We start from the raw sequence: 1,877 nt of genomic DNA, 5'->3' as shown, positions 1-1,877 counted from the left end.
ACCCGGCACCTTGATCCGCGGCCATCGCAAGCGTCTGCTGCTTCATTGTCTTTTGCCTTTCTCGTAGCTTGTGCGCTCTATAACGCTTGACGCGCACAAGCGGTGCACTTAATCAGCATTGCCTTAATTAACGTCAGTTTGAACCGCTTATGGTGCTTCGCCATGAAAAACACCCAAAAGGTTGGATCCGTGTCCAACTTTTGGGGTGCAGTTCAGGGTGCGGGCCTCCATCTGTAACTGTTGTGCACGCGCCAGTCGATTAAGAGTCGCTAAAGCAACTTGGACATCAAGCCATGGACACCAGATCTTGGCCATCATTCCTCGAGATTGCGCAGGCCAAACGAATAAACCACATACCAGCGTACGCACAGCAGGATCGTCCAGCGGATAGTGCAGTCGCTTGAGAACCTTGCCGATGCCCGGCGGCAAAGCCTTGCGCGGTGTTTTCGTCCCATGCCGTTCGTCATTCACGATCGAAAACCAATCTTACTCCGATCGCGTTAGTGCGACAAATCCTCGACAGAGCCTCATTTCGCCACCAGGCGGTGAACAGCAGGTTGATGTCGCTTAATATTGTTCGATGTACGACAAGGTTGAGACATTTGCGACAGGCGATTCCACCGATTAGTCGTATTACCTCGCTTTCCGTCTGGCGCGGCTATTGCTCGTCAGTTGCAGACGTCCAACTCACCGGAGGTTGAGGATGCGAGTATGCAGTTTTTCGATTTGAGAATTGTTGCTCTGCTCTCAAATTCCAGTGCCATAAGACGGACGTGGGACGACGTTTTGCGCGTGCCAATGTAAGGGGCTGGGGGTGTTTCGGTTCGTCGTGATGTTTCAATGTTTTCTTAGACTTCCAGGAGCAGACGAATGGGTGAACAGGGCGTGGTATTACCCCTCAATGAAGATCAAGTCTGGCAGATTCACTTGATGACCGGACAGCACGTGGCTTCTATGAGAGTTGTCGCTGATTTTCGGGGAGGGCAGCGTAGTCAGGGACTGCACGGCGTGCAGAGACCGCAGGGGTTCCAACGTGTGCAGGGCTTCGGGCACCAGGGCTTCCGGGGTGCGCACTGAGCGAGCGCTAAAACGTTGATTAATTTAGCGACACGCAGTCGGCGGCAAGGTCGCTACGTGTGGAGTACTCTGCACAATGGGAAGTGCAAATGCCGCCCAACCAGGAAATGTTCATTCGACCATGAGGACATGAGAATGAGTAATGATATGGCTATTAGCATCGATGGAATGCAAGGCAACGATTCCTCGTCTGAGTCCGCGCAAGCAAAACAAGCGAAGGCGTTTCTGGCTCAGCACGGCGTCCAGATCACCGACAAAGTCGCTGCCCCCCTTCGTAGTAAGCCGTTTGGAGGCGGTGGCAAGCTGCGGCAGTCCGTGCTCATTCATATCGATGTCTGAGTGAAAATCGATACTGCGTTTCAATTTCACGCGCAGCGTCTTTCCATCGGTACGCGCATTCGATCGCCTGCGAACTCGAACCGGTAAAGCGCAGGCTAAACCATGAGGAATGAAAAAATGACCAATGACGTGATCGTCGATCTCGAAAAGGCCCAACTGGCAGCCAAATCGTTAAAAGCGAATCCGCCGTCCGCTTCTGCAATTTCGGTGGAGCCCAAGGCCTATCTGGCGCAATGTGGAATCCAAATCAGCGACAAGGTCGAAGCAATGATTCGTTCGAAACCGGTCGCGGTCGCGAGCAAGCCGCGGCACGCCGCGATTATCCATATCGACGTCTAACAGGCTGTTGAAATACCTCCCGCGCACGTCATCCGCGCGGGAGGGGTAAACGTTGAAACAAAGAACCGGACAACACTGAGACTGAAGCGATGCGCGGAGCGGACGGCTATACCGAGTCGATG

At 53.5% G+C, this 1,877-nt stretch carries 3 protein-coding genes; 2 read left to right on the top strand and 1 reads right to left on the bottom strand.

Translation table 11 applies throughout. The annotated features are described in order from the left end of the window. Window positions 1-147: 147 nt before the first annotated feature. Complete coding sequence (locus tag ACLFKU_RS43175) at window positions 148-471, bottom strand: hypothetical protein (protein ID WP_410853317.1); 324 nt, start codon at window positions 469-471, stop codon at window positions 148-150. A gap of 741 nt (window positions 472-1,212) precedes the next feature. Between ACLFKU_RS43175 and ACLFKU_RS43170 the strand changes: the two genes are divergently transcribed. Together ACLFKU_RS43170 and ACLFKU_RS43165 are read left to right on the top strand one after the other, a co-directional pair. Further along, window positions 1,213-1,416 (top strand): hypothetical protein, encoded by a 204-nt coding sequence (locus tag ACLFKU_RS43170; RefSeq protein ID WP_152854895.1) that lies wholly within the window; start codon window positions 1,213-1,215, stop codon window positions 1,414-1,416. Between the two features lie 117 nt (window positions 1,417-1,533). Beyond that, window positions 1,534-1,755, top strand: coding sequence for a hypothetical protein (locus ACLFKU_RS43165; protein ID WP_410853316.1), 222 nt, complete (start codon window positions 1,534-1,536; stop codon window positions 1,753-1,755). The last annotated feature ends 122 nt before the right edge of the window (window positions 1,756-1,877 follow it).

Source organism: Paraburkholderia sp. EG304 (assembly GCF_046543485.1).
Taxonomy (GTDB): domain Bacteria; phylum Pseudomonadota; class Gammaproteobacteria; order Burkholderiales; family Burkholderiaceae; genus Paraburkholderia; species Paraburkholderia youngii.
The sequence above is the reverse complement of the archived record's forward strand: the minus strand, read 5'-3'. Positions and strand labels throughout refer to the sequence as shown.